This is a genomic window from Endozoicomonas sp. ONNA2 (assembly GCF_024606365.1).
Lineage (GTDB): Bacteria > Pseudomonadota > Gammaproteobacteria > Pseudomonadales > Endozoicomonadaceae > Endozoicomonas.
Genome location: NZ_JAHHPO010000890.1, coordinates 1 through 5,421 on the forward strand (window position 1 = coordinate 1; position 5,421 = coordinate 5,421).

Below are 5,421 nucleotides of genomic sequence, written 5' to 3' on the forward strand. Positions count from 1 at the left end.
CAACGCAGGAGCAGTTGCCGCGTAGGGCAGTCTATTCTCGGACAGCCTCCTGGTGTCAACCAAAAGCACAGTCTCACGGACTATTGAGGTCAAAGACCTGAAGCCGAGATGCTTTCAGCCACTTCTTCATAGGAGAGCGTCATTTCAGCGTAGGCTTTCCTATCCCGTTGTGATGTTGGACACGGTTGATTTCCATGTGAACAGAAAACACAACAATCGCCTTCCTGTGGGGTGATCAGTTTCTGGCAGTTTCTGCATTCGTAGAGGAAAACACAGGCATCCTGAGGCATGGTTTCAACAGCATGGTGCATACAGTCCGGACAGATGATGATGGACGTAGACGCAAGAGTGTTTGCGCTTAAGGTAAAGTTTTTAGTGGACATACTCTTTCTCCTGGCACTCCATGTGCCGTTCGTTGCATTTTCTCTTCAGGCATAGGATAGAGTTATCGGCCTCGCTGTTAGTTCATTGACAGTCCATGCCCAAATAAAACGACGCTGATGTTTTTTTATGGGCAAACATGTCACAAAAGCACCTCGATCAAACTACCCTGTCTGACTTTTTATAAACCTTTGATCAAAAGATATGCATGAATCAGGCCAGTTTCATTTGATCATTATGAAAGCATAAAAGTGGAATGTGACTGTTTACTGATAGTGATAAAAAAACCAGGCATTTCTGCCCGGACTGGTAAGAAAATAATTAAACGAATTTAGTCGTTTTCAGCCTGAATAGACGTCAGGGCAATGGTATAAACGATGTCATCCACCAGTGCTCCACGGGAAAGGTCATTTACTGGCTTGTTAAGACCCTGAAGCATTGGACCGACACTGATAACATCGGCACTGCGCTGCACAGCTTTGTAAGTCGTGTTACCTGTGTTGAGATCCGGGAAGATAAACACCGTAGCACGACCCGCGACGTTACTGCCAGGAGCTTTGCTCTGTGCAACGGATTCAACGGATGCGGCATCGTATTGCAAAGGGCCATCAATAATCAGGTCCGGGCGTTTGGCCTTGACGATTTCAGTCGCCTCGCGCACTTTCTCGACATCGGCACCGATGCCGGAGGTTCCGGTGCTGTAACTGATCATGGCAATACGTGGTTCAATACCGAACGCAGCGGCTGAGTCAGCGCTCTGGATGGCGATATTAGCCAACTGTTCTGCATCCGGGTTGGGATTAACGGCACAGTCACCATAGACCAGAACCTGATCAGGCAGCAGCATGAAAAAAATGGAAGACACCAGGCCACCAGCATCTTTCTTCGTTTTGACCAGCTGGAATGCCGGTCGGATAGTGTTGGCGGTGGTGTGAACAGCTCCAGAGACCAGACCGTCTACCTCGTTCAGAGCCAGCATCATGGTACCGAGTACTACTGTATCTTCCAGTTGAGCTTCTGCCATCGGGGCGGTAAGGCCTTTGTTCTTTCGTAGTTCGACCATCGGATCAATATAACGGGCGCGGATACTCTCAGGCTCCATAATGACCAGGCCATCCGGCAGCGTGATGCCGTTGTCTTTGGCGAGCTGTTCAATAACGCTGCGCTTGCCCAGAAGGATACATTGGGCGATACCACGCTCCTGACAGATAACGGCGGCCTGAATAGTGCGTGGTTCATCACCTTCTGGCAGAACGATACGCTTATTGGCGCGGCGTGCTCTGTGAACCAACTGGTAACGGAAGGCCGGAGGAGAGAGTCTGCGCTCTGCCAGGGCAGCGCATTGTTGCTTCAGCCACTCGGTATTCAGGTTGGCAGCGATGGTATCCATAACCATTTCAACACGTGCAGTGTCGTCAATTGGCAGTTCGTTAGGGCGACGATCCAGCATGGTTGCCGTGGTATAAGAGTCTTCCCCGGTCATCATGACAGGAAGACCGGTACCAATGGCCTTGCTGCACAGTTCCATCACGGGATTGGAGGGTGTGATACCACTGGTCAGCAGAATACCCGCCAGGGGAACACCGTTCAGGGCCGCCATACAGGTGGCCAGAATAATGTCATCACGGTCGCCTGGCGTAATCACCAGGTTGCCAGGCTTCAGGTGATGAATCATATTGGTTGGCGTTCGCGCACTCAGGGTGTAGGACGTAACCCGACGTGTATCCATCTCACCGGCATTGATGATTTCTGCTTTCAGGTGCCCGGCAATATCCATGGTTCTTGGTGAAGCCAGATTATTGTCAAACGGAATATAACCCAGTGGCTGGAATGGCTTGCGGGCAAATTCTGGCAGACTCTGAAAATGGCCTTCCTGGTTCAGGCGGGCAACCAGTTCCGGTGTCAGTTTATTCAGGGCATAGCCAACGACCTTCGGGTTTTTGATACCTCCAAAACTGTCTGCAGCAATTTCCAGTTTGTCGGCCAGGTCTTGCAGAGAGTCATTCCCTGGCTCAGACACCAGGATAATGTCAGCATTCAGGGTTTTGGCAATATTGCTGTTCAGGCGGTTGGCGTAGGGCATTTCCCGGGTCGGAACCAGACCCTCTACGACCATGACATCACAGTCCCGGGAAGCCTGCTCAAACAGGGCTACGATCTCTTCCATCAGGACGTCGCCCTTGTTATCCCCCAACAGATCTTCCGCGCGATGAGAGGTAATGGGGGTAGGCGGCTCATGGTCCATGATACGCTGAACCAGCTTGGTGGAACGTTCTGGCCCAGTGTCCCCTATATGAAGTTGGGCAATCGGCTTGAAGAACTTGACCCTGAGACCGAGATTATCGAGCGCCCGGACCAGACCCAGGGTGACAGAGGTCAGGCCGACACCATAACGTGTTGGTGCCATGAAAAATGTACGCATATACGGAAAAATCCTTCTCATGAAATAGTGATATAAAAAACAGGAGATTGGACCTGTTGTTTACATCATTCAGCCAGCGATCAGTGCTTCGGTATCACGGGCAATCATCAGCTCTTCATTGGTCGCGACAACGATCGCTATGGTTGAACCTGGCTTGGTGACGACACCACACTTGCCACGGGTGGTCTCTTTGTTGGCTTGTTCATCAATCTCAAAGCCGAAGATAGACAAACGCTGCAGTACATTCTTACGGATCGTGCAGGAGTTCTCACCGATACCACCGGTAAAGACCAGTGCATCGATGCGGCCCAGTTCAGAGGCAAAACCGGCCAGTTTCTTGGCCAGGACGTTGCAGAAAATGTCCAGGGTGAGCTGGGCACGCTCATGACCTGCTGCTGCGGCACTTTCAAGAACACGGCAGTCGTTGTCCAGGCCGGACAGACCCAGCATACCGGATTGTTTGTTCAGGAGGTCGGTGATCTCGTCCAGGGAGTAGCCGCACTGCTTGTTCAGGAAACTGAATACGTTCGGGTCGATATCACCGGAACGGGTGCCCATCACCAGGCCTTCCAGTGGTGTCAGGCCCATGGTGGTGTCAATGGATTTGCCGTTTTTGACGGCACAGGCACTGGCCCCATTACCCAGGTGGGCAACCAGGATAGCGCTGTTGTCGTAGTCCAGACCCAGCATGTCGGCAGCGGTTTTGCTGACATAACGGTAGCTGGTGCCGTGCATACCATAACGCCGCAGACCGTGCTCCTGGTACAGGCCATAGGGAACTGCGTACAGATAGCTTTCGGCAGGCATGGTCTGGTGGAATGCCGTGTCGAATACGACGCACTCCGGCAGGTCCGGGAAGTATTTTATGCAAGCCCGGATACCCAGCAGGTGGGCCGGGTTGTGCAGAGGTGCCAAGTGGCTGCACTGTTCGATGCCCTTGATCACCTCCTCGGTGATCAGGGTGGATTCGGTGAACTTCTCTCCACCGTGTACAATCCGGTGGCCGATGGCTTCAATGTGATCCATCAGGTGATTTTCACGGAGAATGCCCACCAGTGCTTCGATTGCACTTTCGTGGCCACCAGCCATGTGGCCAGCCGCAACAAGATTCAGGGTTTGCTTGTCACCGTTCAGTTTCCAGGTAATAGAGGCATCGTTGCCCACCAGGCGCTCGGCGATGCCACTGATGCTTTCCTCTTCGGTTTTCGAGTTGATGACTGCGAACTTAAGGGAAGAACTGCCACAGTTAATGACCAGAACACTATCTTTGCTCATAGAACCTATTACCAGTGTTGATGACCGTGCAGTTTCTGAAAATGCCCGTGTCATGCTTTTAAAGTAAAAGGATTGTCAGGTATATCGCCAAACGCAGCGGCCGGAACCGACCAAACGCAGGCTGCCCGTGAATAAGCTCCGTTACGGAGATAGCATAAAATTGCGGCTGAAACATCGTTTTTGTGCGGTGAAAGCGGGGCAGCCAATTCGCGGACAGCCTCCTGGAGAAGCGGTTTGATAAGTATTATAACCATTGACCTGTGTTGGTGGACTGCGTATTGATGCGTATATCGATCGTGGCTGTAATTAATTGTTCACCAGGGTCAGAGGTTTTGTTCCAGCGCTGGAATAACCAACTGATTGATCATTTCCGGAACATTGCTGGCCAACTGCTGCAGCTCATTCTGGTAGTACCAGCAATATGTCCCTGTTGCAATCAGGGTCAATATTGGAATCCATATGCCAAAAGCCTGTGCGATTGTCCCGGCAGTATAGGGAGGGGGCCCAAATCGGTTGGTATCTGCGGTGCCTGAAGAAAAGATCAGCCACAACAGAAACAGAAGGTTGATCCCCGGGAGCACTAACACAACACTCTGCCAGCCGCTGCGGCCAAAATCATGAAGCCGTCTGGCGGCCATGGTCAGCATAAGGAGGCAGGCAATGGTGATCAGGCCAAGTGTCAGGTGCGCTGACTCCAAGGGTGGATAGAGAGGCGTCAAATGTGGAGTTAAATACCCTGGAACCCACCAGGCGCAGAGGCCCAGCAGCATAATTATCCAGAGGGAGGCCGTGAATTTTACTCTTCCTATTCTGGGGAGCAGTTGAAACTTTCCGTAGGGTTTGGATGGTTTGGCCAGGTTATCCTGTTCCAGAATGGTTTCCAGTGGCGTGGGGGCCAGTTCTTCATCACTGGTCATAGCGACAATCCGGCAGTGGGCTCCAGCCTTTACCATGGCTCTTTCAAAAGGACGAATTTCAAGGGCAGTCAGATTCTTTCGAATAATGGTTGGTTTTCCAGAGAAAAGACGTTTCAACTCTGATTTGTCTGCATTGAGGAGTGCTTTCAGGTTTTTTTGAACCTTTCTTTCCTTGAAGCCTGGCAGTGTTTCTCCCTCAAAAATAAGTTTATAGAATGAGTCATCCATGTTGGCCTGTCCTGAAATATGTCCTGAGACAGGTTATCGGCTGGCATGGAGTAGACTGTGGCTTTTTTGTTGGTAGCCAAAAGAGCATGAAAACCACAAATGCCCATGGCGCGTGTAAAATTCCCATGGCGCGTGTAAATATGTTGCGCCACCCTCAGAGATGAAAAATGGTTAAGCAAAATATTTTTCACGGCAAAG

General features: G+C 51.2%; 5 protein-coding genes. All 5 read right to left on the minus strand.

Going from position 1 to position 5,421, the window contains the following annotated elements:
* Positions 1–89: 89 nt before the first annotated feature.
* Entirely contained in the window at positions 90–383 is a 294-nt protein-coding gene (locus tag KDK14_RS15840) for a GDCCVxC domain-containing (seleno)protein (protein WP_257266142.1), read from the minus strand.
* Between the two features lie 329 nt (positions 384–712).
* Positions 713–2,803: a phosphate acetyltransferase gene (gene pta, locus KDK14_RS15845; protein WP_257266143.1), complete on the minus strand. Its 2,091-nt coding sequence runs from the start codon at positions 2,801–2,803 to the stop codon at positions 713–715.
* Positions 2,804–2,872: 69 nt separating this feature from the next.
* Positions 2,873–4,078 carry an acetate kinase gene (locus tag KDK14_RS15850; protein ID WP_257266144.1) on the minus strand — a complete coding sequence of 402 codons (1,206 nt, stop codon included), beginning with the start codon at positions 4,076–4,078 and terminating at the stop codon, positions 2,873–2,875.
* Positions 4,079–4,401: 323 nt separating this feature from the next.
* Positions 4,402–5,223: a DUF805 domain-containing protein gene (locus tag KDK14_RS15855; RefSeq protein WP_257266145.1), complete on the minus strand. Its 822-nt coding sequence runs from the start codon at positions 5,221–5,223 to the stop codon at positions 4,402–4,404.
* The coding region (locus KDK14_RS15860) for a hypothetical protein (protein ID WP_257266146.1) at positions 5,142–5,421 on the minus strand (280 nt) is incomplete at its 5' end. The genes KDK14_RS15855 and KDK14_RS15860, both read right to left, overlap by 82 nt.